Source organism: Bacteroidales bacterium (assembly GCA_031275285.1).
Lineage (GTDB): Bacteria > Bacteroidota > Bacteroidia > Bacteroidales > UBA4181 > JAIRLS01.
On sequence record JAISOY010000219.1, the window covers coordinates 1 to 24,621 of the forward strand.

The following is a 24,621-nucleotide window of genomic DNA, read 5'->3' on the forward strand; positions in this document are numbered from 1 at the left end:
CTGATCACCAACTTTATCCTGCCCCTCTTTGTCGAGAAAGAAAAGAAAGAGGAGAGAGATATTCATGAAGAACGGGCATACCTCGATATCCTGCATCATGTCGTCAAACAGCTGAATCTTCAAACGACCAAAGAAAACAAAGCCGCTACGCAAGTAGTAGTCAGGGAATACCTTAGCAGGATCGCCTCCATACAGAACAAAAAGACCTCAAAATCCGAAGATAAGAAAACCGAACAAAGGTACCGGCTCATGATTGTAGAATGGGAAAATAAATATGTGAACGAACTGCTGGCCCGTAATGAAATCGATGAGGATACCGCCCTGCATTATCTTGATTTTACCGAAAGACAGATGTCACTGGGCATGAAAAGAAACGGTTTCCTGAGAAAGATCAAAAAGATGATCACTTTTCTGCGGCACATCAGGAAATTCCGTCGTCTAAACGGAAAAATGAGCCAGCTTATCAGCCGCAAAAGGATCTTTACACTGCGAAAAGCCTGTGATAAGCATGTGCTCGATAATCTGAAAAAAATGAAAGAAACAGATCATCACCCGGCTATCGATCAACTGATCTCCGAATACGAATTATCCCTGTCTATCCAGGAGAATATGAGGGCCTTTAAACGATCTTCAAAACAATCATCAACCAATGCAGGTGTTGAAGAGATAGCCGCATCAGGATTTCAGACAGAACGCGACCAGATACAAATGATGTTCGAAAACAACCGCATCTCACGGGAAACAGCTAAAAATATGAGAAATAACATCGCACTTCTGGAAATGCAGTTTAAGGAATAATAGTACCCTCTTTCCATCATCAATAAAAATTTTCATGAAATGTTGCATTTATTTAAATATTTGCATTTTTTTTGTTGACTGAATATTCAATCAATATAAAAATGCCGAGAACAAAGGAACAGAATGAGGAAATAAAAGAGAAGACATTGTTGAAGATCAGGGAAACCGGATTAAAACTTTTTTCCTACAAAGGACTGGCAGCCACAAGTACATCGGATATAGCCAAAGAGGCGGGCGTAAGTTCGGGATTGATGTATCATTATTACCGTTCAAAAGAAGATCTGTATGCCGATCTGGTTGGATTCGCTGTCAGGGAGTCAAACAATAGTTTTCGACAAGTATTGAAAATGCCGGTACGCCCTTTGGAGAAGATTATATTTCTGACAAAGAGTATACTGGAAGACCTGGAGAAAAACGACCAGATCTCCCAGTATTTCCTGTTGGTCACTCAAGCGCTGCTGAATACTGATTTGCCCGAGAATGCCAGGACATACATGGATGAAGTGTATGTAACATTCGATATCATGAAAGAAATGATCATTGATGGTCAACGCTCGGGAGAAATTGGAAAAGGCGATCCAGAAATGCTGACAACGCTTTACCTGTCTTCCATCAAAGGAATATGTACTTACAAATTGATCCTCGGAGAACGTTTTATCGTTCCTCCGGTTGAAAATATGATCTCATTATTATCACCAATAAAAAAATATGAAACCTGAAAACACAAAAAAGAAAGTGATTGTCGTCGGTGCCGGTATATCGGGACTGGTCGCGGGAATATATGCGCTCAAAGCTGGTTTTGAAGCGGAAATATACGAATCACACAAAGTTGCGGGCGGAGAATGTACTGGTTGGCAACGAAATGGCTATATGATCGACGGATGTATCCACTGGCTGACGGGAACAAAAAAAGGAACCGACCTTTACAGGATTTGGAAGACCTGTCATGCCCTGGGCGAGGATGTTGCAGTTTTGAATAACGATTATATCACGGCTTACCAGCATGAAGGAAAAACTTATTACTTTTATGTTGACCTGAAGAAACTCGAACAGGAACTGCTGAACATCTCACCCGAAGATGAATCCGAAATCAAACAACTGATAGAAATCATCAGGGATTGCCAGGAGCTACCCATTCCCGCACTTAAACCCAATGAATTACTTTCGGAAGAAGAAAGGAACAATCTGTTTGCAGGATATATGAAAGCAGGCAAACATCTGGAAATGGGAAACAGCATGATCGTCAGGGAATATACCGAACGATTCAGGTCGCCGGTCATACGAAAAATGATCTCGACCGTAGTCCCTGAGCATATTGCTTTGACCTCCCTTTTCTTTACGCTTGGTACACGTACATCTTCCCCGGGAAGCTGGCCTGAAGGAGGATCAAAGGTTTTTACCCAACGGATGAAACAACGTTTTGAAGAAATGGGTGGAGCTATTTATTTGAACTCACCCGTAAAAAATATCGCCATTGAAAACGGTAAAGCCATCGGTGTAACTCTAAGAGAGAACAACGAACTGAAAAGGGCCGATTACATTATCCCCGCCACCGATGCACATTTGTTGCTCGACCAGTTTCTGGAAGGAAAATATAAGGATAACTTCTTTGACTATCGTTTCAACCAGCCCGAAAGTTACCCTTTGCTTTCGGCAACTATTGTCTCACTCGGGGTGGATATCGACATAAAAGACAGGCCTCACGATTTGTGTATTCAGGCCGCAAAACCAGTCAGTGTCAATAAAAGCATCCATTCTCAAATCGTCATCAGGCATTTTGGCTTTGACACAGGTTTCAATCCGCAGGGTAAATCGACGATCCAGGTGTTACTGGATGATGCGGAATACGATTACTGGTCGACCCTGAAAAATACTTCAGAAGATGATTACAGGGCCGAAAAAGAAAGAATCGCCAATGAAGTAATTGCTGAAATAGAACAGGTATATCCTGAAATAAAAGGGCATATAAAGATGGTTGATGTAGCCACTCCCCTGACGACGAACCGTTATTGCGGAGCGTATAAAGGAGCATATATGGCGTTTGTAGCCATACCCGGAGTGAAACAGGAAAACCATCAGGGTTACATCGAAGGTATCGAAAACATGTATCTTGCAGGGCAATGGGTTTTCCCCGACGGCGGTTTACCGATGGCGGCCATTGCCGGTAAGTTTGCCGTACAGAGGATATGCCATAAGGAACAAATAGAGATTGTATCCTAAGTATTTTGATGAATTCACTTATGGAGACTTAAAAATGGACAACGCTATTGAAAATTTAGTGTGAGACTACTTTAAGGCCTATAATAGAAATAATCAATGTGGTTATAAACAACAACCGCCAGAAGTTAATGGGTTCCTGAAAAACAAAAATGCCCATTAAAACCGTGCCGACTGCGCCGATTCCCGTCCACACAGCATAAGCCGTACCCATCGGTAAGGTTTGTGTTGCCTTTATCAACAAAGCCATACTAATAGTTAAAGAAACCACAAAACCGGTAATCCACCAGTATAGTTCACCACCTGTTGTTCCTTTCATTTTTTCCAGGCATGAAGTAAATCCTACTTCAAATAATCCTGCGACAATTAAAATAATCCAACTCATAAAATATTATTTGACAGCAAAGATCGCAACCAGATATCAAATAATATTTTACAAATGATAAAAAATGCTATCTGAATTTTGCCCTGATACGGCTTAAAGAAACCTGGGTAATTCCAAGGTAAGACGCAATAAAGGATAATTGTATCCTTTGAAGCAGTTCGGGATTGTTCTTTAGTAATTCACTGTATCTTTCCGATGCTGTCTTGAATTGCCTTGCAATAAGTCTTTCTTCGGTCTTAAGCAGTTCCTGCTCTGCAAATTTCCTACCCCAATTGGCGATATGAATATCCTTTGCATATAAACCATTCAGCGCCGGCACATTCAATTTATATAGTATACAATTCTCCAGTAATTCAATATTTTCGTATCCCTTTTGATGGTCGACATAACTTCTCATCGATACAACGGTATCTCCCTCTTTGCCAAACCAAAAAGTAATTTCACCTTCCGATGAATCGATATAAGCACGGACAATACCCTTTTTGATAAAGTAGATATTCCTCTCCACTTTATCCGCATTAAGTAACAGATGGCCTTTAGGGTATTCAACCTCCGTGATTAGCCCTGCCAGTGTCTTTCGTGAAGATTCCGGCAATGCATATATTCTATTCAAAATTGTTTCAATTTCCATTCAAATATCCTATAGTTCATACAGAAAGCAAAAGTAATCATTAAAAACAGAAGTGATATGAGCTTTTTCAAATAGCTGGAATTGAACACCAAAGCCTTCTTTGTTCCTGAGTCAAAATATTATATAATCCTTGTTTACGCACAACAGTTATCAGCTAAGCACCGCCTCAATATAAGGCGAATATAGAAGTAGCAGATCCAACAAAAAAGGAGCCGTTTCCGGCTCCTTCCATCAAATATCTTTTTAAAGATCATTGAGCAAATTTAACACCCTTTATTTTATCCCAGGCACCACGGGTAAAATCCGGAATCTCAACAGGTATAGAACCGTTATCCAACGATATTTCCGTTAAAGGGATCAGGCAACACCATTCTGCCAGGTCATACACATCCATATCGAGTGGCAAACCTTTCTGCATACAGTAGATCATACGGTAAAACATGATGAAGTCCATTCCGCCATGGCCACCTACCTGTTTTGCTTTTTCTTCGATATCTATGGCAATGGGATGTTTGTATTGCTCCATTAATGCTTTTCTTACCTCAGGGGAAACAAAACTATGTGCATTCAGCTTTTCATGATCGGGCACTTCATCCAGTTTAACTTCTTTTCCGTCAATGGCAAAACCCTGGACAGGATATTTATTGGCAAATCCTTTCGTCCCGGACAACTGGAACATACGGCTATAAGGCCTTGGGGAAGTAATGTCATGCTCTATCAGTATGGATTTTCCTTTTTCCGTACGGATCATGGTCATGGTATGGTCACCGTTTCTGAAATCAGTCACTGTTTCTCCTCTTTTCTCTTTAAGATAAGCAGGATTACCCACTGCTTTTGTATCCACAGAAACCAGGAAATTCATCTTATCACCGCGGTGGATATTCATTGCCAGGCATACCGGACCCAATCCATGGGTCGGATACACATCTCCACGATGTTTCTTGTTAAAATCCATGCGCCAGTCATTCCAATAAGATTCCCAAAATGGTTGAAGACCATGAATATAAGCTCCTTCTCCATGAAGTATCTCACCGAAAACACCTTGTTGCGCCATATTCAGGCATGTAAGCTCGAAAAAGTCATATACGCAGTTTTCCAACTGGATACAGTGTTTTCTTGTTTTTTCCGACATATCGATCAAAGCCCATATCTCTTCCATTGTCATGGCTGCAGGTACTTCTATAGCAACGTGTTTTCCATCTTTCATGGCCTGAAGGGCTATTTCAGCGTGGCTTTTCCAGTCGGTAGATACAACAACTAGATCAATATCCGGAAGTGCTGTAAGTTGTTTCCAGATCAATGTATCTCCATAAAATTCCTTGGCCTTGGGAAGACCTGCTTCTTCCAGCTTCGCATTTTGTTTTTCCACATTTTCTTTCTCCACATCACAAAACGCAACAATTTCCACACCGGGGATATTCATGGCACTTTTCACATGTGTAGGGCCACGCATTCCTACTCCGATAAAACCAATACGAACTGTGGGTATCGGAGCGGCTGTCATTTGCAATGCATCATTCTGTCCAGCCGGACGGGCAGGAGTTTCCGTCCTGATCATTTCATTGGTAACCTGATTTTTACACCCCAGGAAACAAAAAAGCAGGAGCGTAAAGGCAATCATTCTTGTTTTCATAATAATTATTATTGACGATTTAATTATGGTTTGTTATGAGCATGCAATATACATTTATTTCATTAACTGAAATAGGATAAATATCTTAGGTCATCTTTTTTTTTCTGTTAAGCAAATATCAACACCTTAAAAATCCTGCTGTTCCTCTTAATGTGGGGCTTTTATTTATCTGTTACCAACATAAAAAAATAATCGAAAAGACATTTTTTATATATTTACGACCTTAGATTTTTGCACATCAAAAACTTTATAACAATACAATCAATATGGAATCAAGAAGAGATTTTTTAAAAAAAGCGGCCCTGAGTAGTGTTGCTTTAGGTGTATCGGGAAGCATTGCTTCGGCCATGAATATTTCTGCCGCACCGAAGATCAGCCTGAAAAAAGGAGATGTTGTTCTGTTTCAGGGGGATTCAATTACCGATGCCGGAAGGGATAAAAACGTCAAAACACCCAACACTTCACCCATGATGGGAAGTGGGTATGTGATTCAGGCTGCAGCAGAATTATTATTGAAACATGCTGAAAAACAGTTGACTATTTATAACAAAGGAATCAGCGGAAACAAAGTTTTCCAACTGGCCGAACGCTGGGATAACGATTGTATTAACCTAAAACCGAATGTACTGAGCATCCTGATTGGAGTCAATGATTTCTGGCACACAAAATCCGGTAATTACAGCGGTACCGTAAAAACTTATGAAGACGATTACAGGGCCTTGTTAAAGCGCACCCTCACCGCCTTACCTGATGTGAAACTTGTCATCGGAGAACCTTTTGCCGTGAACGGGATAAAAGCAGTTGACGATAGCTGGTATCCTGCATTTGACGAATACCGTGCGGCAGCGAAGAAATTAGCAGATGAATTCAATGCCGTTTTTATACCTTACCAAAAAGTTTTTGATGAAGCACAAAAACGTGCGCCGGGTGTATACTGGACCCATGACGGTGTTCATGCATCGCTGGCCGGAGCTAAGCTAATGGCCGATGCATGGATGAAAGCAATCAAATAATTTCCCATATCGGGATAAAAAACGCCGGACCGGTTTTACCACCGACTCCGGCGTTTTTATGATTTAATCCTGAAAATTTAATAAGGCATATCAGGCAAACATTCGATAGGTGAATGACGGATATTTTCATACCTTTGTATGGTCAATAAATTCACTTTTTCAAATAACTAGGAATCATGCAATTAATAGACGGAAAGAAAATATCTGATGAAATAAAAACCGAGATAAAAACTGAGGTGGATCATATGCGGGCAAATGGGGGAAAGATCCCTCATCTGGCAGCCGTGTTGGTCGGCCATGACGGAGGCAGTGAAACTTATGTCGCTCATAAAGTCAAAGCCTGCGGGCAGGTAGGTTTCAAATCGTCATTGATCCGGTATGAAGACGATGTTACGGAAAAAGAACTGCTGGACAGGATTGAACAATTGAACAATGATGCGGATATTGATGGTTTTATTGTTCAATTACCTTTACCAAAACATATTGATGAACAAAAAATCATCGAGGCGATCTCTCCTTCCAAAGATGTTGACGGGTTTCATCCGGTAAATGTCGGCCGCATGATGACAGGTCTGCCCGGCTTTGTTTCCGCAACACCTGCAGGAATTATTGAACTCCTGAAACGATACGGTATTGAAACCAAAGGAAAACACTGTGTCGTTCTGGGCAGAAGTAATATTGTAGGAAAACCCGTCAGTATATTGATGGCTCAAAAGGCAAATCCCGGAGATGCCACCGTCACTATTTGCCATAGCCGTACCCAGAACCTTCCTGAAATCACCCGGCAAGGGGATATCATCATTGCAGCCATGGGACAACCCGAATTTGTTACGGCAGATATGGTAAAAGAAGGAGCAGTAGTGATCGATGTCGGAACGACTAGGGTTCCATCTACAGAAACTAAATCAGGTTGGAAACTCAAAGGTGATGTTAAATTTGAAGAAGTGGCACCGAAATGTAGTTTTATCACTCCGGTTCCCGGAGGTGTCGGCCCGATGACTATTGTTTCCCTGTTGCGTAATACTTTGCTGGCAGCAAAGAAAAAGTGATTAATAACGCTATGTTGTGCATCAATGACCATCATACAGATCCCTATTTCAACCTTGCAGCGGAAGAGTATGTGCTTAAGAATTTTGAGGAAAATTGTTTTATGTTATGGCGTAATGAACCATCGGTCATTGTCGGAAGACATCAGAACACCCTGGCTGAAATAAATGTCGATTACGTAAAGCAAAACGATATCAAGGTAGTGAGACGTCTTTCCGGTGGCGGAGCCGTATTCCATGATCTGGGAAACATCAATTTCACCTTTATCGAAAATAAGGAAAGCGATAAGTTGATTGATTTTCATAAATATACAAAGCCGATTATTGATGTATTACAACAATTGGAGGTAGATGCCCGTTTTGAAGGCCGTAATGATCTGGTGATCGACGGGAAAAAATTTTCGGGAAATGCTGAACATGTATACCGCAACAGCAGGATACTGCACCATGGAACCTTATTGTTCTCAGCCGAATTATCGGATTTATCGGGCGCACTGAATGCCAATCCTACCAAATTCAATGATAAAGCCATTAAATCTGTTCGTAGCCGGGTGACCAATATCAGCAGTCATTTAAAGGAACCCATCGGATTGGAACAATTCAGGGAACTGGTGTTTGATCACATGATGAATAGTTCACCGGATTGCAGGGCATACCAATATTCTGATAAGGATCTTTCTGCCATTCAGCAGTTACGTGATGAAAAATATGCTACCTGGGAATGGGATTTCGGGCAATCGCCGGGATACAATATGATCAACGGGGTAAGGACCGGAGGCGGACATCTGGAAATTCATCTTGACGTACAAAACGGGATCATTCAACACATCCGTATTTTTGGTGATTTTTTCAATATCAGGGAAATATCCGAATTGGAAACAATGCTCACTGGTGTTCCCCATCACGAAGAAAACATCCGCAAAATGCTCAAATCCGTCAATTTATCAGATTACCTGGTAAATATCTCCGAAAATGAATTGATCAGTGTCATGTTTTGACGGATGTTACAGCTATAGATAGATATACGTGGCTTTATAGTTATTTTTAATAAAAAATATTTTTCAGGAACATCCGATGAAGATCAGGAAATTTTGAATTCCATCTTTTTTGTATAAAATCAACCACACATATTATGACACCCCCTGATGAAATACATGCAGTAACCGGAGCATTTGGATTTTCAGGTAAATACATAACCAGGTTATTACTCGATAAAAACAAGAAAGTAATCACTCTTACCAATTCTCCGCAACGAAAAAACGAATTTAACAACCGTATAGCTGTTTTCCCATATAATTTTGATCAACCCGACAAACTAGCAGAAAATTTAAGAGGGGTATCTGTTCTTTATAATACTTATTGGGTCCGTTTTAACCATACTATCTTTCAACATTCCGAAGCGGTCAGGAATACATTAATTCTTTTTGAAGCAGCAAAAAAAGCAGGAGTAAAACGAATTGTACACACCAGTATCACCAATCCTGATGAAAATTCCTCATTGGAATATTTTACCGGAAAAGGAATATTGGAAACAGCACTGGTGAATTCAGGATTGAGTTATGCCATCTTACGACCGGCTGTTTTATTTGGTGATGAAGATATTTTGATCAATAATATTGCATGGATGATCAGAAAATTTCCTGTTTTTGGAACGTTTGGCGATGGCAGCTATAAATTACAACCTATCTTTGTAAAAGATTATGCGGAACTGGCAGTAAAATACGGGGCTGATGATTCCGACCTGATTACAGATGCCATAGGTCCGGAAACATTTACATACCGGGAATTAATCAAAATCATCTCTAAAATCATATTAGGAAAGGAACGTCCGGTATTCTCCATGCCTGATAGCATGGGGTACCTTGTTTCCAGACTGGTCGGATGGCTGATGGGTGATCAGTTGGTTACGAAGGAAGAAATTAAAGGACTAAAAGCAAACCTGTTATATACCCACTCATCTCCCCTGGGAACAAAAAAACTTACAGAATGGATCACCGAACATCGCGATATCGTCGGAAAACGATACGCCAGTGAGTTAAAACGAAGATTGGACAGAACAGCTACCTATTAAAGTTTCATCCTTCCTGCACTGAATTTTGTTCCTCCTTTTTGCCTGGGAATATCTTATGCAACGCTTTTATTATTACCCAGAAAAGCAGCATAAATATAAATATACCTGCCATTCCGACGCCCATAATTTTAAGTGCTGCAAAAAAAGTATCTGTTACCATGACTCATTTTTTGATTATAAAAAGTAAGGAACAAGGGATAATATCAATCCGCCTGCAATAACGGAACCTATTTGTCCTGCCACATTGGCGCTTACAGCGGGCATCAACAGATAATTCGTTTTATCCTCTTCCTGTCCCATACGATGGATCACCCTTGCTGACATGGGAAATGCAGAAATTCCGGCTGCACCTACCATTGGATTGATTTTCAAACGTTCGGGCAGAAAAACATTAAGTATCTTAGCAAAAATGACGCCTCCTGCAGTATCCATAATAAAGGCAATCAAGCCTAGTCCGATGATATAAAGTGTTTTTACATTGATAAACTGTTCGGCAGTCATGGTACATGAAATAGTGATCCCCAGTAAAATGGTTACCAAACTGGCTAATTCGTTTTGTGCTGCCAGGGATAATTTCTGTAAAACGCCACATTCGCGTATCAGATTCCCAAACATCAGGAATCCGATCAATGAAAGTGATGATGGTGCAATAATACCTGCCACTACGGTAATCAGAATGGGAAAAAGGATCAGGGCAATCTTTGATACGGGGGCCGGATCACCTGTCATACGGATTCTACGTTCTCTTTTGCTGGTCAATGCCCTGATCACAGGTGGCTGAATGATAGGAACGAGCGCCATATAAGAATATGCTGCCACGGAAATAGGACCGAGTAGATCCTCTGCAAATTTTGATGCCACATAGATAGAAGTAGGACCATCGGCAGCCCCGATAATTCCGATGGATGCAGCTTCTTTCAGGTCGAAACCGATGAGTGCGGCAAGGCATATCGTGAAAAAGATCCCGAACTGTGCCGCAGCGCCAAACAGCAGCAACAGAGGATTTCTGAAAAGTGCACTGAAATCGATCATGGCACCTACTGCAATAAAAATGAGCAAAGGAAAGATCTCGGTTTTGATTCCTGCCTGAAAAAAAATTGTCAGGGCGCCATCCGGTCCTATAGCCGACGACAAAGGAATATTCACCAGCAACGTACCGAAACCCATCGGAAGAAGTAACGTAGGTTCGTACTTTTTGGCAATTGCCAGGTAAATCAGGATACCCCCAATGGCAAGCATCACTACATGTTTCCATGTAAAGAGAGTCAATGCTCCGAAAAGAGCCGAGAACAAATCAGATTCCATATATCCAGTAGATTAGTTTATACTTGAGTTTAATTATTCTATCACATTCCGATACTGATACTTGCCATATAATCATAAATACCGCTTAGTATTCCTACTATGATTATTCCCGCCGTACATAATATCAGGCTTGTTTTGTTGTACCCGTCTGTACGGATAAATCCCACGGCTTGTTCTTCAGCCTGGTTAATAAACATGGCTTTCACGATCATCAGGTAATAATAGAGGGAGATCACGGTATTGAGCAATGCAATGAACACCAACAGGTATTCGCCGCGGGCTGCGGCTGCAGCAAAAATGAAAAACTTACTGAAAAACCCGGCAAAAGGAGGGATTCCCGCAAGAGAAAAGAGCGCCAGCATCATCACAAAAGCCAGCTTCGGATTGCTTTTATACAAACCGTTGTACGAAGCAATATCCGTCTTTCCCGATTCGTTTTCCACGGCTGTAATGACCCCAAAAATTACCAGATTGGAAAGCAGATACACCAATATATAGTATACTGTAGCTGTCATGCCCTGGGCCGTTCCGCTCATCACACCCAGCATAATATATCCGGCCTGTGATATGGATGAAAAAGCAAAAAAGCGTTTCATATCTTTCTGCCGGATGGCAAAAAGGTTACCCACAACAATGGTGATTACCGTTAAAGCCCACAATATATGATGCCAAACGACCTCGATATTGCCGAACACATGCCATAATGCAAATATCAATGCGAAACAGGCCGCACCTTTCGAAACCACCGAAAGGTATGCTGTAACGCCTGTGGGAGCACCTTCATATACATCGGCTGTCCACAAGTGAAAAGGAACCAGTGAAATCTTGAATGCAAATCCTGCAAAGAAAAAAACAAAACCAAGAATCGTAATGGGGTTGGCTGTAACAAGCCCTTTCAGATCGGCAAAATACATGGTTCCTGTTGCACCATACAGGTACGACAAGCCAAATAACATAATACCCGAAGAAAAGGCTGAAATAAGAATATACTTTGCACCTGCTTCGGCCGATTTTTCCTTGTATTTATTGTATGCGGCAAGACACGCCAGAGGTAACGACATGGTTTCGATACCGATATACAACAGCATGAAATTACCTGCCGACACCATCAGGTAAGCACCCAATAATGTTGCCAGCGTGATCACATAGAACTCACCCTGTTTATGTATATTTTCAGAAGTTTGAAGCCATTGTCCCGACTGCATCAGGACAAACAAAGCCCCTATATTCAGGATATTTTTCATTAGTATGGTCATACCCGTGCAGACGAACATTCCGCCGAAAGCTGTTCCCGTATTTAACGGAAGAAATCCCAACAATGTATGAACGGCAAACAACAAGCAGGCAACAAGCCGGTACCAACGTTTAAAACGGTCTGAAGCGAAAATATCAGCTACCAGTAGGATAACAAACAGAACGATCAGGCTGATTTCCTGTTGCATCAAAGAGAAATTACTGAAATCTATTATCATATTTTTCTTATAATAAGGTCAAATGTTCGATAATCGGCTGCAAACTCTTGCTGATCAAATCATAAGCTCCGGAAGGAAACATACCGAGCAATACGATACCTGCAATCAGTACCACTGCTGAAACCTTCTCATACCATGTAGCATCGGTTAATGTCAGATGACGTGGATCATATACAGGACCGTACAGTATTATCCCTATGGTACGGAGAATATATACTGCCGTGATAACAATAGAGCAGGTTGCTACGATAGTAAGTACCCGGTGAAAAACATCCCCGTGCTGGAAAGAACCCACAAAAATGGTCATTTCCGCCACAAACCCGCTTAATCCGGGTAATCCGAGTGATGCCAGACCTGCAATGACATAACAAACCGAGGCAAAAGGCATGATCTTCATCAATCCGCCCATTTCACGGATATCACGGGTATGCGTCCTACCGTAAATCAGGCCGATCAAAGCAAAGAACAACGCTGTCATTAATCCGTGGGAAAGCATTTGCAATACCGCTCCCGTCATAGCAGTCTGGTTAAGCATCAGGATGGCAAAAAGCACCAGTCCGCAATGGCTTACCGAAGAATAGGCATTGATGTATTTCAAATCGGTCTGCACCACTGCACTGAAAGCGCCATAAACCACGCTAATACCCGTCAGGATAAGGAATATCCACGAAAGTTCACTGGCGGCTTCGGGCATCAAATTGATGGCAACGCGGAAACAGCCGTATCCGCCCAGTTTCATCAATACACCTGCATGAAGCATTGACACGGCGGTAGGAGCCGAAGCATGCCCGTCGGGCGACCAGGTATGAAAGGGAAACAATGCGCCTAAAATACCAAATCCTACGAAAGTAAGCGGAAATATCCAGTATTGGTGTCCGACAGGAATATGCCGGTTGACTAGTTCCATAATATTCATGCTTGAATGTCCGGAAGTATAATATATGCCCAGAATACCGGTAAGGAGCAGGGCCGATCCGGCCATCAGCATCAACGTCAGCTTCATGGCCGAATATTCCTTACGTCCTGTTCCCCAAATCCCGATAAGTAAATACATCGGAATGAGCGCTACTTCATAGAACAGGAACATGGTGAATAAATCGAGAGAAATGAAAAAACCGAATACCCCGACAGATAACAGGCAATACCACATGAAATAGCCACGTGGCATATTCCACGAAGAAAACACACCTGTAAAAACAATGATCGACGAAAGCAAGATCATCAATGTCGAAATACCGTCGACACCCACTGAATAATGAATATTAAGCGGAGCATACCAGACCGTATCGGAAACAAAAAGCATAGCAGCATCGGAAATAGCACGTTCCCTGATAAACAGCACTATCAGCACAAGTGATAGTGCCAGTAGTACAGAAGCGCCTGTAACCATAACCGTCCGCACCTGGCGCATACTACGGCAGGCAAAGAGGATCAACAACATTGCCAGCGGTACAGCTACAAAGAAAGATAGAATGTTCATACCTGTTTATATTTTTATCTTACAAAAACAACACCCATAGGGTAATAATAAGTGTTCCCGCAATAAATACCCACGCATAGAACTGGACATTACCCGATTGAAAACCTTTGATGGACAAGGATAATTGTTGGGTTATCCATCCTATTCCGTTCATGGCGCCGTCAACCACATGTTTGTCGAACCATGCAATAGGTTTGGATATATATCTGAATATTACTTTCCTGGTGATAAACATCCACACCTCATCAATATAGAACTTATGAAGCGCAGCTTTGTAGAAACCTCCCATACGTTCGGCCAGTCGCTTTACTGTTTTTATGTTTCCTTTCATATAAAGCGAAGAGGCCGCAAAAATACCGATTAAAGCAACAGCAATGCCCGAAGCAGCAATCCTCCAGTCAATATGGGCGGTAAAGGGTACATTATCACTACTGATAAATGTTGAAAACGGGATAAAGCCCGTGACACAGGTCAGCAATGCCAGGAACAACAACGGAAGAGACATACTTTTGGGTGATTCGTGGGGAGGATGTTCGTATGTTTTCTCTTTACCCCAGAAAATATTGAAATACAGACGGAACATATAAAATGCCGTCAAACCTGCTACGATCCACAAGGTAACAAACAGTATCTTATCATGGTGGAAAGCCGCCGCCAATATTTCGTCCTTACTGAAAAATCCTGAAAAAGGAGGTATTCCTGCAATGGAAAGACAGGCAATCAGGAAAGTAATATGTGTAATAGGCATATATTTTCGCAATCCACCCATGTTAATCATTTCATTACTGTGGACGGCGTGAATCACCGAACCTGCACCTAAAAACAGCAAGGCTTTGAAAAAGGCATGTGTAAACAGGTGAAACATCGAAGCCATGTAACCCAATCCGTCATGTCCTCCGAAACCCGATACACCCAGGGCCACCATCATATAGGCGATCTGTGATATAGTAGAAAATGCCAGTACCCGCTTGATGTCGGTTTGTGTTACGGCAATGACAGCGGCAAACAATGCGGTAAACGCACCGATATACCCTATCATGGTAAGTACCTCAGGAGCACCGAACATGTATACAGGGAAAAGGCGCGCTACCAGGTATATCCCAGCCACAACCATAGTGGCGGCATGTATCAGTGCTGATACAGGAGTAGGGCCTTCCATAGCATCGGGCAACCAGATATGTAACGGGAACATGGCCGATTTTCCTGCACCTCCCATAAAAATCAATGCCATCGCCCACGAAGCCACAGACAATCCCATGAACGATAATCCCGCAGTAGACTGTACCACGAGCGAAGCATTATCGGCAGTCAGCATTCCAAAATCGAAAGTTCCGGTATAGAACGATAATATCAGTATCCCGATCAGAAAGCCAAGGTCGGCGAAACGGGTTACGATAAATGCTTTTTTCGAAGCTGCCACTGCCTCCGGTTTGGTATAGTAAAATCCGATAAGCAGGTAAGAAGAAACACCCACCAGTTCCCAGAAGATATACATCTGGAAAATATTGGTAGCTACTACCAGCCCTAACATGGAAAAGCTGAACAATGAAAGAAACGAATAATAACGCTGAAAGCCTTTTTCACCTTTCATATAACCGAGACTATATATATGTACCATCAGCGAGACGGTGGTAATAACAACCAGCATCATTACTGATATGGGGTCCAGAAGAATACCAAGGTCTATGTGTAGCATATCTGTAAAGCGGAGCCATTCGACCGAAAAAGGCATCATATCTTCAAAAATGCCGTTGGTTTTTCCTATCCTGAAAAAATAAAGGAAAGCGGCAGCATAAGAGAGTATTGTGGCAATAGCTATTCCAAGCGTACCAACAAGTCCGGCCGTGAGAGGTTTCATTTTGTTCCCTGCCAGACCCAGTAGAATAAACAGGAACAAAGGAATGAATAATATGAATAGAGTAAATTCCATCACGATATGAATGAATTCATTAATGTTTCATCTTATTGATCTGTCGGACACTGATATCCTGCATATTCCTGTAAATATTAATAATAATTGCAATGGCCACTGCAGTTTCGGCAGCAGAAATAGCAATTCCGAAAAGGCTGAAAATCATTCCTTCCATTCCTTCGGGATACAGGTAACGGTTGAAAACGCTGAAGTTGATTTCAACAGAGTTAAGTATCAACTCAATCGATATCAGCACGGCAAGCATATTTTTCCGCGTGATAAAACCATATATTCCTGTAAAGAACATGATACTGCTCAGTATCAGGTAATGCTCCATGGGTATCATAATATATTATATTTCAAAATTTTAATTAAAAACTATCTTAGATATTCAGGGCTGAAAGCCCGCTTTAATTCAGCCCGACGGCAACGCCTCGGGAAAGATGGCAACAAAACAACCTGCGCCCTGCAAGGGCAGGTTAAATCAGTCTGTCCACAAATATTGTTCATTATATTCAATTTCATATTCTTTTAAAAACATCAGGTATTCTCCCTGAAAACTCATCTTTTTATGGTGCTCTTCCTGATTTTCAATATATCGTTTGGTCTTGTCGTGCAATGAAGGGCTCACCGAAAATCCTCCGTAGCCACCCTGCCATGCAAAATTTTCATAATACAGATTAAAAGTCTTAATCCAACGGCTACTGTTTCCTTTTATTTCTTCCACCAATTTTGCCAAAGCAATGTTTTTGGACATGACACACAGGATATGAACATGGTCTTCCGTTCCGTTTATAAGAATAGGGATAGAGTCCTTGTCTTTTATTATCGAGCCTATATATGCGTACAAATCTTTTTTGTTCTCTTTCCGTATTTTTACCGATGTAGTCTTTACATGGTAAATGATATGGACATAAAGCTTTGACAATGATTGTGACATATAATTTGATTTACATATTTAACATCCGAATCTGAACCGTAGCGAAATTGTAACCCGAGGCGACGCTTCGCTTGCCGTCGGGCTGAATTAACCTGCCGCTCCGCGGCATTCTTTTTAGCAAGTCATCCCCTTTCATTTTATATTATAATGAAACATTACATTCTGGTTCGAAGCAACATTGCACCGAGTTTCGACACAATGCTACGTCGTAGTGAGGTGCACGATAGCACCGTAACCAAATTCGTTACAATTAACTATTATTCCCATTTTTTCTTGTGCGTTACCCATTGCTTTATCTTTTCCGTGCTATTAATATCCCGCCGATGATACAGGCCAGCAACAACACGCTTAAAGCTTCAAAAGGGAGCAGGTACTGATATTTTTCAGTACCCATCAGTGCATGGCCGATCGCTTTCATATTGATTTCCTGGTCACCTGTAATCGTTGGATTATCCGAATAGTTAAACTTGAATTTCAAGGTAACAAAGGTGGTGAGGACAATTCCCAGAATTGCAGTGAAAATCCCCAGTACAGATTTCTTCTTATCACCCGGCTCGGGCTCATTGTCTATCACGGGCTTAGTCAGCAATATGGCAAATATGAACAGTATCAGTATCCCGCCTGCATATACCGACAATTGCACTGCTGCAAGAAAATGGTAGTTCAGCAGAAGATATAAACCTGCCGTCCCCATCAGCACAAACAGCAAAAAAGTGGCTGCCCGCAGCATCTTTTTGGAAGTAACCGCCAGTATGGATGATACGGCAATTAATGCGGCAAGCAGATAAAAAACGATTAAATTAGCTGTTTCCATTTCGGTTAATTCTTTTTGATTAATGAGGAACCTTCTCTGTTGAGTCGTTTATCCAGTTTGGAGGAAGTAAACAACGCATGCTCAAAAGCATTACTCCATTCAATGGCATCCTGCGGACAAGTAGAAGTACAAAGCGCACAGAAAGTGCAGCTACCCAGATTGTACATATACCTGTCAAGTATCTTTTTCTCTTTCCCCGTAACCTCATCGGTTTCTTTTTTACTGATCACACGGATGGTCCCGTTGGGACAGTTCATCATACAGATGCCGCAAGCGGTGCATTTATGCTGGTTGTTTTCATTGTGCGGCATGGTGAGCATTCCCCGGAAACGTTCGAAATAAACATATTTCCCCCTGTTTTCGGGATATTGTTCCGTTACCTTCGGCCGTAACATGTTTAGCATAGAAATATACATCCCCTGCAACAAGCGATAAACACCCAATAAGATATTCTTTATATAGCTGAAAAATTTCTTCATGTACGGTCAACTATTTAAGTAATATAAAACAATTAATGTCATATTTTCTGAACGTAATTCATTTGATCAATGCGACTTTAGAAAACAACAAATAGCACTGAGTGCTTAAAATCTATAATACAATACATAATGCCATCAGAATGATGTTAAACAGGCTTATGGGCATCAATATCTTCCATTCGAGGTTCAGAAGCTGATCGATACGCAACCTCGGGAATGACCAGCGTACCCACATCGCAAGGAAAATACAGAAACCCGTTTTCCCTAGAAACCATATCGACGACGGAATGTAATCCATCACCTGGTTGAATGATTCCCATCCGGGTATATGTAAGGGCATCCATCCACCGAGGAACATGGTGGCAGCAATAGCCCCGATAATAAACATGTTCATATATTCGGCAAGATAAAAGAAGCCGAACTGGATACCCGAATATTCAGTATGATAACCTGCCGTCAGTTCCGATTCCGCTTCGGGAAGGTCAAAAGGACCGCGGTTGGTTTCGGCATGTCCGGCAATCAGGTAAATAATAAAAGCAATGAATGCAGGGACATGTCCCTTGAAGATAAACCAGGCATCGGCTTGTTGCTCCACAATCTCCGAGAGCTGCATCGTACCTGAAAGCATCACTATCGTCAGTAACGATAAGCCGCATGAAAGTTCGTAGCTGATCAATTGCGCTCCACTGCGCATGGCACCGATCATGGTATATTTACTATTGCTCGACCATCCGGCAAGAAGGATACCTACTACTCCTATGGACGATACAGCCAGTAAATAGAACACACCTATATTGAAATCGATTACCTGTACACCTCTGGCAAAGGGCAATGCCCCGAAAGTACAAATGGAACCGATAATAACAATGAAGGATGCCAGACGAAAAAGGAATTGGTCTGCACGATTAATATGAATGATTTCTTTCAGCAGGATCTTGATCATATCGGCCCCTGATTGCAGGATACCGAATATTCCTACCCTGTTAGGACCGATACGGCATTGAAAAAAAGCACATATTTTCCGTTCGACATAGATCAGTATCAGGGCAAAAATGGCATATATCAGCATGATAGCAAGTCCGATCAATACGAACTCGACAAACAACGCCCAGCCATCACCCATATTTTGGTGGAGTATATCATCAATCCATCGGATGAAACCTGAAATACCAGACATAAGTAATTTTTATTATTACGCTACGCTCCATGAGAACGTTGCGTTAAGTTGATGATTTTCGATTGATTTGAAATTCGGCAGGGCTGAAGGCCCGTCTTAGTTCAGCCCGATGGCAATGCCTCGGGAAAGATAACGACAGAACAACCTGCGCCCCGAAGGGGTAGGTTAAATTAACGTATTCGGAATTTATTTTCATATAATTGATGTCTTCACTTAACCTGCACTTTAGCTGAGCTTGCCCTTTCAGGGCTGCGGTTCAGCGCGCTGATTTTACTATTATTCCTTTATCCCAAGGCGTTGCTTCGCTTTGCCGTTGGGCTGAATTAACCTGCCGCTTCGCGGCGTGATGTTTCCCTGCATATTTTCCGATTTCAAGAACATTCATTTTCAACTTTCAATTTTTTACCTGTCGATGCATGGTATCACATAATCCAGTGAAGCCCCCATCATAATCAGGTCGGCCACTTTCGATCCTGTAGCAATAGCTTTAAGTGCACCGACCAACACAAGACATGGTGAACGGAATTTCATCCGGTAAGGTGTTTTATCGCCGGTACTGGTAATGTGTACCCCGAATTGACCGCGGGCATTTTCCACCCTCTGGAAATATTCACCTTCTGGAAGGCGGATCACAGCTTTTGTCTTTTCGACGTAAGGTCCTTCAGGAATATTGTCGATCAGCTGTTCGATGATCCGGAGTGACTGCTCGATCTCGTCCAGGCGAATAATATAACGGTCGAATGTAAGTCCGCCGGTACGGATCACCTCCTCGAAATCCGCTTTATCATAAGCCGCATAAGGTTCAATCTTACGGATATCGTTGTGCCATCCCGACGCCCTGCCGGACGGTCCCGTAGCCCCCAGCGAAATGGCTTCTTCCTTATCGAGATAGCCGATACCGCGCATACGTCCGCGTGCTATGGGATTTCCAGTAAAAAGCAGGTGATGTTCCTTCAACATCTTACGCATATAAGGAATAAACTCCTTCACCCGCTTTTGAAAATTTGGGTGGATATCGTTTGCCAGTCCTCCGATCACATTATAATTCACCATGAGTCGGCCACCGGCTGTTTCTTCAAAAATATCCATGACTTTCTCGCGGTCGCGCATACCATATACAAAAGCCGTGATAGAGCCCATGTCCATACACATACTCCCCCACCCCAGCAGATGAGAGGCAATGCGGGTCAGTTCATCGAAAATAGTACGTACATATTGCGCACGTGGTGGCGCTTCAATGCCGAGCGCTTTCTCACAACATAGGCAGACAGCATGCCTGTTCATGGTTCCTGATAGATAATCCAACCGGTCCGTGAGATGTAAGATTTGCGGATAGGTATAGTTCTCACACATTTTTTCAATTCCCCTATGGATATATCCAAAATTAGGATCGATCTTTTTGATGTCCTCTCCTTCGAGCGAAACACGTAAGTGAAGAACTCCGTGCATAGCAGGATGCTGAGGTCCGAAATTGATAATATACTCGTCCTTATCAAACAATTTATGCATACTCTCAATTTCCTCTCCCATATTCAACGTAATTGAAGGTACATCCTCCATTTCCGATAACAATTGGCTCCTTATGGGAATCGGGTTCAGATCGGGATCAGGATCATAATCTTTCCGTAGAGGAAACCCGTTCCAGTCAGCACGTAGGAAAATACGGCGCATATCGGGATGATTGACGAATACGATCCCGAAAAAGTCGTATATCTCTCTTTCATAGACCGAAGCAGACTCCCAAAGGTCGTACACCGAAAATAATTCGGGATTATCCCGTTCGGAAGTACTTGTTTTCAATACCACCAGGTGCAATGGATCTTGCGATTGCGATAAATAGTAGATTACACCGAGCGTATCACCATAATCCATTCCTACCATCTCAACCAGGAAATCATAGTTTTCGTCTTTACGGAGAAAACTTGCGATCTCATATAATTGTTCGAATGGAACAGTAACGGTAAGCCTGCCTTCTTTTTTCTCCGTCACAACAAACGGGAAAGCGGTTAATTTATTTTCAATGGTCTCCATGTTCATCGGTCTCATCCTCTGTCTTAGGTTCACTAATTTGCGGCTGTTCCGGTAACTTGAAAAAGTCCTGGACTTTTATCTTTCTTGCCAGTTGCATCATACCGTACAATATGGCATCCGGACGTGGTGGACAGCCGGGTATGTATACATCTACGGGAATGATCTCGTTCACACCTTTCAGCACATGATACGAACTTTTGAAGGGCCCTCCGCCAATGGCACAACTTCCCACAGCAATCACATATTTGGGTTCTGCCATCTGTTCATACAAACGGGTAAGAACAGGAGCCATTTTATGGACAATGGTTCCACAAACAAATATTACATCTGCCTGACGGGGGCTATTACGCGTCACTTCCCATCCGAAACGTGCAAAATCGGTACGGGCAGCAGCCACACACATAAATTCGATACCACAGCAACTGGTGGCAAAAGTCAGCGGCCACACCGAGTTGGAACGCCCCCAGTTGATAAAATCACTTAGTTTTCCCAGGATAACGTTCACACCGTTTTCCTGCAGTTCTTCCACATATTTTTCGAGGTATTCATTATCATTGAAATCCTCGTATTTCATATTGGGTATCCTGATTTTATTTACTTCCATGTCAACGCTCCCTTTTTCCAGGCATAAGCAAGCCCCAGTGTAAGAATAACCAGAAAAAAAGATACCGACACCAGTCCCTGAGTACCCAGATCCTTCATAATAGTAGCCCATGGGAACAACAGCACGGTTTCCACGTCGAATACAAGGTAGAGGATCGCAAAAAGGTAGTAGCCCACCTTGAATTGCATCCACGAACTTCCGCGAGTCGGTATACCACATTCATAAGCCTGTCCTTTGTGCAGGTTCCAGGAGTGGGGTGCCAGCCATTTGGCAATGATCAATGCCGCTGCCACCAAAAAAACCGCGGAGAGGAAAACAACAAGAAATAAAGTTGAATTACTCATTATATGATTAATTTAATATATAGATAAACATTTCACAACCATATTGGTTCATCATTTTAGGGTTACCTGAGCCTGTTTGTATCTATTACGCCATACCTCGAATACTGCAGGTAACAGGGAAACGAGAATAATGGCAATAACAAGTACACTCAGGTTCTTCTTTACAATTTCCAGTTCCCCAAAAAGAAAACCCGCATACATGAAAATAGAAACCCAGGCAATTCCGCCGATCACATTATAACTCAGGAAACGGGCATAGCCCATTTTACCCATTCCGCCAATAAACGGGGCAAAGGTCCTTACAATAGGAACAAAACGCGCAAGGACAATGGTCTTCCCTCCATGTTTTTCATAGAAATTATGTGTTTTTTGAAGATATGACTGTTTGAATATTTTAGAATCAGGATTGCTAAACAGCTTTTCCCCGAAAAACTTTCCGATAAAATAATTACAGGCATCTCCCAAAATGGCGGCAGTAATCAACAACAGCACCATCAAATGTACATTGATATGGTTGTAACCCACAGCTGCCAGTGTTCCCGCAACAAACAGCAACGAGTCGCCGGGCAGGAAAGGGGTGACCACCAAACCTGTTTCGCAGAAGATCACAAGAAACAGTATGGCGTAGATCCATATACCGTATTGGGCTACTAGTCGAACAAGATGTACATCGAGATGTAAGAATAAATCAATACAATAATTCAAAAATTCTATCATGGGTTTTATAAAACAATAACTGTGTAATGCACAGGGCAAAGACCATTTATTACTTCAGATGACTGGAAATAATTCTCCTGAGAAAGTAATTAAATCAAATGTTCAGCCGCCTCAGTTCACTGAGGACATTTTTATGGTGATGCCCAAAATAAGTATAAAAAATATAGTCTCCGGCGGACTTTTTGATATCTTTGATATCAAATAAATTCCCTCCGAAAAGTTTCTGAGATTTTTTAGAAACTTCCTGATATGTTGTTTTTATGGAAGTACAATGAATAACAGGAACCTCGCATTCCAATTGTATCCAACCGACGTGTGCCGCATCAAAGCGATAGATTTTCATATCCTTAGCGTCAGAAGCCACAGGATAGAGCAACACCTCACCTTCTTCCACTGTTAGTTTTCCTGACAAGAAAGAACTGACATACAAAATAATAGCGATGCTAAAAAAACCAATACTTTTCACGATCAATTGCTTTTCGGCGGCAAAGGTAATACCAATTAATGACTTTTTGTAAAAGAAAACAGGGAAAGATCTTAAATAAAATTCCTATCCTTAAAATATAAAAAATACCATCCTTTTAAGATAAATATTTTCAAAGACTCATATGTCATTTCCGGCCTTTCCAAAAATAATACCTTAAAACTACTGAACCGGATCATCCGGATATATTGTAAAAATTCATTTGTTAAGTATTATTGGATCATTATTCTTATAAATATTTGTTTCTTTTGATTTTTTTTTCTATTTTAGTTGAATGATTTACTTCAAAAAATTGAACTATCTATCTGAATATTTGTGTTTTTCTAAACTATCATACTATGATAAAGTATATATTTAAAGTATTCTGCATCTTTTTGTTCTTTTTTTTCATGTTTTCCATTTCTTTAGATGCGCAGGATTTTCTGGTAACAAAAAGCCTGGATTCGCTCAATTGCAAAATAGGCAAGCTTGAAAATGACCAGTATTATTTAACCTTCTATCAGAATGATAAAAAAACAGAAGGTTATATCCATAAAGATTCTATTCTTTTTTTCAAAAAAAACGTATTCCGAAGCCTTCATAATAACAGGCTCCTTCCATGGTATCCGTTGGTAGATTTTTCTGTAGATGCAGGTATCGCTCATCAATATGGGAAGTTTCAAATCGAGGATGACCTTACCGACAAAAGTAATTTTGCTGCTAGAACAGGGTTGTACGCCAGTGCTGAATTAACATATTATGTAACCAAACTCGTTGGTTACGGTATAAAATACAATTACCGGAGGCTTTTGGACGGTGATCTTTCATACCATTATGTGGGACCGATGATTGCCTTCAGGTTTTGGAATAAAAACAGAAAAAACTACTTCTTTTTTAACGCCTCAGCCGGTTTTGGTAGTATGATACAAAAAAATGCCCCTATTCAATTAGAATTAATACGTCCACGCATAGAAATGCATGCCAATATATTTGCCGGCGACCTTTCGGCAGGATATAATTTGAGATTATCTCCAATGGTATCTATGCGTTTGAAATTATCCGGCACCTTTGGGAAATCTAATTTTATCA

At 41.6% G+C, this 24,621-nt stretch carries 26 protein-coding genes; 8 read left to right on the top strand and 18 right to left on the bottom strand.

What is annotated here, in order from left to right; translation table 11 throughout:
• The 3 genes from LBQ60_21495 to LBQ60_21505 all read left to right on the top strand — a co-directional run.
• The coding region (locus LBQ60_21495) for a hypothetical protein (protein ID MDR2040499.1) at positions 1-798 on the top strand (798 nt) is incomplete at its 5' end.
• A 101-nt stretch (positions 799-899) separates the two neighbouring features.
• A complete protein-coding gene (locus tag LBQ60_21500; protein ID MDR2040500.1) occupies positions 900-1,517 on the top strand; it encodes a TetR/AcrR family transcriptional regulator in 618 nt (205 codons plus the stop codon).
• On the top strand, positions 1,507-3,018 hold the full coding sequence (locus LBQ60_21505) for an NAD(P)/FAD-dependent oxidoreductase (protein ID MDR2040501.1): 1,512 nt from the start codon (positions 1,507-1,509) through the stop codon (positions 3,016-3,018). Before LBQ60_21500 ends, LBQ60_21505 begins: the two co-directional genes overlap by 11 nt.
• Before the next feature lie 55 nt (positions 3,019-3,073).
• Here LBQ60_21505 and LBQ60_21510 read toward each other — a convergent pair whose 3' ends face one another.
• The 3 genes from LBQ60_21510 to LBQ60_21520 all read right to left on the bottom strand — a co-directional run bounded on the left by LBQ60_21510 (position 3,074) and on the right by LBQ60_21520 (position 5,664).
• The gene (locus tag LBQ60_21510; protein ID MDR2040502.1) at positions 3,074-3,400 is read right to left on the bottom strand and encodes a multidrug efflux SMR transporter; all 327 of its coding nucleotides are present in this window, start codon (positions 3,398-3,400) and stop codon (positions 3,074-3,076) included.
• Positions 3,401-3,467: 67 nt separating this feature from the next.
• Positions 3,468-4,031: a Crp/Fnr family transcriptional regulator gene (locus LBQ60_21515; GenBank protein ID MDR2040503.1), complete on the bottom strand. Its 564-nt coding sequence runs from the start codon at positions 4,029-4,031 to the stop codon at positions 3,468-3,470.
• Positions 4,032-4,281: 250 nt separating this feature from the next.
• Positions 4,282-5,664 carry a Gfo/Idh/MocA family oxidoreductase gene (locus LBQ60_21520; protein MDR2040504.1) on the bottom strand — a complete coding sequence of 461 codons (1,383 nt, stop codon included), beginning with the start codon at positions 5,662-5,664 and terminating at the stop codon, positions 4,282-4,284.
• A gap of 266 nt (positions 5,665-5,930) precedes the next feature.
• Between LBQ60_21520 and LBQ60_21525 the strand changes: the two genes are divergently transcribed.
• From LBQ60_21525 to LBQ60_21540, 4 genes are all read left to right on the top strand, one after another.
• Entirely contained in the window at positions 5,931-6,677 is a 747-nt protein-coding gene (locus LBQ60_21525; protein MDR2040505.1) for an SGNH/GDSL hydrolase family protein, read from the top strand.
• A 176-nt stretch (positions 6,678-6,853) separates the two neighbouring features.
• A complete protein-coding gene (gene folD, locus LBQ60_21530; GenBank protein MDR2040506.1) occupies positions 6,854-7,726 on the top strand; it encodes a bifunctional methylenetetrahydrofolate dehydrogenase/methenyltetrahydrofolate cyclohydrolase FolD in 873 nt (290 codons plus the stop codon).
• A gap of 11 nt (positions 7,727-7,737) precedes the next feature.
• A complete protein-coding gene (locus tag LBQ60_21535) occupies positions 7,738-8,721 on the top strand; it encodes a lipoate--protein ligase (GenBank protein ID MDR2040507.1) in 984 nt (327 codons plus the stop codon).
• 134 nt (positions 8,722-8,855) lie between these two features.
• Positions 8,856-9,794 (top strand): NAD(P)H-binding protein, encoded by a 939-nt coding sequence (locus LBQ60_21540; protein MDR2040508.1) that lies wholly within the window; start codon positions 8,856-8,858, stop codon positions 9,792-9,794.
• Between the two features lie 4 nt (positions 9,795-9,798).
• Here the strand turns inward: LBQ60_21540 and LBQ60_21545 are convergent, their stop codons facing one another.
• The 15 genes from LBQ60_21545 to LBQ60_21615 all read right to left on the bottom strand — a co-directional run bounded on the left by LBQ60_21545 (position 9,799) and on the right by LBQ60_21615 (position 23,535).
• Positions 9,799-9,954 (bottom strand): hypothetical protein, encoded by a 156-nt coding sequence (locus tag LBQ60_21545; protein MDR2040509.1) that lies wholly within the window; start codon positions 9,952-9,954, stop codon positions 9,799-9,801.
• Between the two features lie 14 nt (positions 9,955-9,968).
• Positions 9,969-11,099 carry a sodium ion-translocating decarboxylase subunit beta gene (locus tag LBQ60_21550; GenBank protein MDR2040510.1) on the bottom strand — a complete coding sequence of 377 codons (1,131 nt, stop codon included), beginning with the start codon at positions 11,097-11,099 and terminating at the stop codon, positions 9,969-9,971.
• A gap of 41 nt (positions 11,100-11,140) precedes the next feature.
• The gene (locus tag LBQ60_21555) at positions 11,141-12,565 is read right to left on the bottom strand and encodes an NADH-quinone oxidoreductase subunit N (protein MDR2040511.1); all 1,425 of its coding nucleotides are present in this window, start codon (positions 12,563-12,565) and stop codon (positions 11,141-11,143) included.
• 13 nt (positions 12,566-12,578) lie between these two features.
• Positions 12,579-14,051, bottom strand: coding sequence for an NADH-quinone oxidoreductase subunit M (locus LBQ60_21560; GenBank protein ID MDR2040512.1), 1,473 nt, complete (start codon positions 14,049-14,051; stop codon positions 12,579-12,581).
• A gap of 19 nt (positions 14,052-14,070) precedes the next feature.
• On the bottom strand, positions 14,071-15,981 hold the full coding sequence (gene nuoL, locus LBQ60_21565; protein ID MDR2040513.1) for an NADH-quinone oxidoreductase subunit L: 1,911 nt from the start codon (positions 15,979-15,981) through the stop codon (positions 14,071-14,073).
• Positions 15,982-16,000: 19 nt separating this feature from the next.
• Complete coding sequence (gene nuoK / locus LBQ60_21570; GenBank protein ID MDR2040514.1) at positions 16,001-16,309, bottom strand: NADH-quinone oxidoreductase subunit NuoK; 309 nt, start codon at positions 16,307-16,309, stop codon at positions 16,001-16,003.
• Between the two features lie 138 nt (positions 16,310-16,447).
• Positions 16,448-16,903 (bottom strand): transposase, encoded by a 456-nt coding sequence (locus LBQ60_21575; protein ID MDR2040515.1) that lies wholly within the window; start codon positions 16,901-16,903, stop codon positions 16,448-16,450.
• 292 nt (positions 16,904-17,195) lie between these two features.
• A complete protein-coding gene (locus LBQ60_21580; protein MDR2040516.1) occupies positions 17,196-17,717 on the bottom strand; it encodes an NADH-quinone oxidoreductase subunit J in 522 nt (173 codons plus the stop codon).
• 5 nt (positions 17,718-17,722) lie between these two features.
• Positions 17,723-18,196 carry a 4Fe-4S binding protein gene (locus LBQ60_21585; protein ID MDR2040517.1) on the bottom strand — a complete coding sequence of 158 codons (474 nt, stop codon included), beginning with the start codon at positions 18,194-18,196 and terminating at the stop codon, positions 17,723-17,725.
• Between the two features lie 112 nt (positions 18,197-18,308).
• Positions 18,309-19,319, bottom strand: a complete 1,011-nt coding sequence (nuoH, locus tag LBQ60_21590; protein ID MDR2040518.1) for an NADH-quinone oxidoreductase subunit NuoH — start codon at positions 19,317-19,319, stop codon at positions 18,309-18,311.
• A gap of 456 nt (positions 19,320-19,775) precedes the next feature.
• Entirely contained in the window at positions 19,776-21,410 is a 1,635-nt protein-coding gene (locus LBQ60_21595) for an NADH-quinone oxidoreductase subunit D (GenBank protein ID MDR2040519.1), read from the bottom strand.
• Positions 21,391-22,008, bottom strand: a complete 618-nt coding sequence (locus tag LBQ60_21600) for an NADH-quinone oxidoreductase subunit B (protein MDR2040520.1) — start codon at positions 22,006-22,008, stop codon at positions 21,391-21,393. Before LBQ60_21600 ends, LBQ60_21595 begins: the two co-directional genes overlap by 20 nt.
• Complete coding sequence (locus tag LBQ60_21605) at positions 21,999-22,352, bottom strand: NADH-quinone oxidoreductase subunit A (GenBank protein MDR2040521.1); 354 nt, start codon at positions 22,350-22,352, stop codon at positions 21,999-22,001. The genes LBQ60_21600 and LBQ60_21605 overlap by 10 nt, the downstream gene beginning before the upstream one ends.
• A 51-nt stretch (positions 22,353-22,403) precedes the next feature.
• On the bottom strand, positions 22,404-23,057 hold the full coding sequence (locus LBQ60_21610) for a DedA family protein (GenBank protein MDR2040522.1): 654 nt from the start codon (positions 23,055-23,057) through the stop codon (positions 22,404-22,406).
• Positions 23,058-23,163: 106 nt separating this feature from the next.
• The gene (locus LBQ60_21615) at positions 23,164-23,535 is read right to left on the bottom strand and encodes a hypothetical protein (protein ID MDR2040523.1); all 372 of its coding nucleotides are present in this window, start codon (positions 23,533-23,535) and stop codon (positions 23,164-23,166) included.
• A 356-nt stretch (positions 23,536-23,891) separates the two neighbouring features.
• On the opposite strand from LBQ60_21615, the gene LBQ60_21620 reads away from it, so the two are divergent.
• The coding region (locus tag LBQ60_21620; GenBank protein MDR2040524.1) for a hypothetical protein at positions 23,892-24,621 on the top strand (730 nt) is incomplete at its 3' end.

Bases quoted from the DNA above. Each gene is read 5' to 3' on its own strand.
- LBQ60_21505 (MDR2040501.1), top strand. From the start codon at position 1,507: ATGAAACCTGAAAACACAAAAAAGAAAGTGATTGTCGTCGGTGCCGGT.
- LBQ60_21540 (MDR2040508.1), top strand. From the start codon at position 8,856: ATGACACCCCCTGATGAAATACATGCAGTAACCGGAGCATTTGGATTT.
- LBQ60_21510 (MDR2040502.1), bottom strand. From the start codon at position 3,400: ATGAGTTGGATTATTTTAATTGTCGCAGGATTATTTGAAGTAGGATTT.
- LBQ60_21500 (MDR2040500.1), top strand. From the start codon at position 900: ATGCCGAGAACAAAGGAACAGAATGAGGAAATAAAAGAGAAGACATTG.
- LBQ60_21550 (MDR2040510.1), bottom strand. From the start codon at position 11,099: ATGGAATCTGATTTGTTCTCGGCTCTTTTCGGAGCATTGACTCTCTTT.
- nuoK (MDR2040514.1), bottom strand. From the start codon at position 16,309: ATGATACCCATGGAGCATTACCTGATACTGAGCAGTATCATGTTCTTT.
- LBQ60_21560 (MDR2040512.1), bottom strand. From the start codon at position 14,051: ATGAACATTCTATCTTTCTTTGTAGCTGTACCGCTGGCAATGTTGTTG.
- LBQ60_21585 (MDR2040517.1), bottom strand. From the start codon at position 18,196: ATGAAGAAATTTTTCAGCTATATAAAGAATATCTTATTGGGTGTTTAT.
- LBQ60_21525 (MDR2040505.1), top strand. From the start codon at position 5,931: ATGGAATCAAGAAGAGATTTTTTAAAAAAAGCGGCCCTGAGTAGTGTT.
- LBQ60_21520 (MDR2040504.1), bottom strand. From the start codon at position 5,664: ATGAAAACAAGAATGATTGCCTTTACGCTCCTGCTTTTTTGTTTCCTG.
- LBQ60_21595 (MDR2040519.1), bottom strand. From the start codon at position 21,410: ATGAACATGGAGACCATTGAAAATAAATTAACCGCTTTCCCGTTTGTT.
- LBQ60_21515 (MDR2040503.1), bottom strand. From the start codon at position 4,031: ATGGAAATTGAAACAATTTTGAATAGAATATATGCATTGCCGGAATCT.
- nuoL (MDR2040513.1), bottom strand. From the start codon at position 15,981: ATGGAATTTACTCTATTCATATTATTCATTCCTTTGTTCCTGTTTATT.
- LBQ60_21600 (MDR2040520.1), bottom strand. From the start codon at position 22,008: ATGGAAGTAAATAAAATCAGGATACCCAATATGAAATACGAGGATTTC.
- LBQ60_21535 (MDR2040507.1), top strand. From the start codon at position 7,738: ATGTTGTGCATCAATGACCATCATACAGATCCCTATTTCAACCTTGCA.
- folD (MDR2040506.1), top strand. From the start codon at position 6,854: ATGCAATTAATAGACGGAAAGAAAATATCTGATGAAATAAAAACCGAG.
- LBQ60_21575 (MDR2040515.1), bottom strand. From the start codon at position 16,903: ATGTCACAATCATTGTCAAAGCTTTATGTCCATATCATTTACCATGTA.
- LBQ60_21580 (MDR2040516.1), bottom strand. From the start codon at position 17,717: ATGGAAACAGCTAATTTAATCGTTTTTTATCTGCTTGCCGCATTAATT.
- nuoH (MDR2040518.1), bottom strand. From the start codon at position 19,319: ATGGGTGATGGCTGGGCGTTGTTTGTCGAGTTCGTATTGATCGGACTT.
- LBQ60_21605 (MDR2040521.1), bottom strand. From the start codon at position 22,352: ATGAGTAATTCAACTTTATTTCTTGTTGTTTTCCTCTCCGCGGTTTTT.
- LBQ60_21545 (MDR2040509.1), bottom strand. From the start codon at position 9,954: ATGGTAACAGATACTTTTTTTGCAGCACTTAAAATTATGGGCGTCGGA.